Below are 437 nucleotides of genomic sequence, written 5' to 3'. Positions count from 1 at the left end.
GGCGATCACCTCGTGCAGCAGGGCCGCGTCCAGGACCGTGCGGGCGCAGGGGCCGCCCTGGTCGAGGGAGGAGGAGAAGGCGACCATGCCGTACCGCGACACCCCGCCGTACGTCGGCTTCACACCGACCGTGCCCGTGACGGCGGCGGGCTGGCGGATGGAGCCGCCGGTGTCGGTGCCGNNGTTCTCGGTGGAGGAGCCCATGGCGAACTCGTCCATGTTGGTCTTGCCGAGAATGACCACGTCGGCGGCCTTGAGCCGCTGGGTGACGGTCGCGTCGTACGGCGGGATCCAGCCTTCGAGGATCTTCGAACCGACGGTGGTCGGGATCCCCTCGGTGGTGAAGATGTCCTTGAGAGCCAGGGGAACGCCGGCCAGCGGTCCGAGCTTCTCGCCCTTGGCGCGCTTCTCGTCGACGGCACGGGCCTGGGCGAGCG

The 437-nt window shown here is 70.3% G+C and carries 1 protein-coding gene; it reads right to left on the bottom strand.

Translation table 11 applies throughout. The features are described from left to right. Nucleotides 1-437, bottom strand: a 437-nt coding sequence (locus CCL05_RS46755; RefSeq protein ID WP_244204568.1) for an amidase, incomplete at both ends; no start/stop codon positions are given.

Origin of the sequence: Streptomyces africanus (assembly GCF_002150735.1) — a bacterium.
Classification (GTDB): domain Bacteria; phylum Actinomycetota; class Actinomycetes; order Streptomycetales; family Streptomycetaceae; genus Streptomyces; species Streptomyces africanus.
The sequence above is the reverse complement of the archived record's forward strand: the minus strand, read 5'-3'. Positions and strand labels throughout refer to the sequence as shown.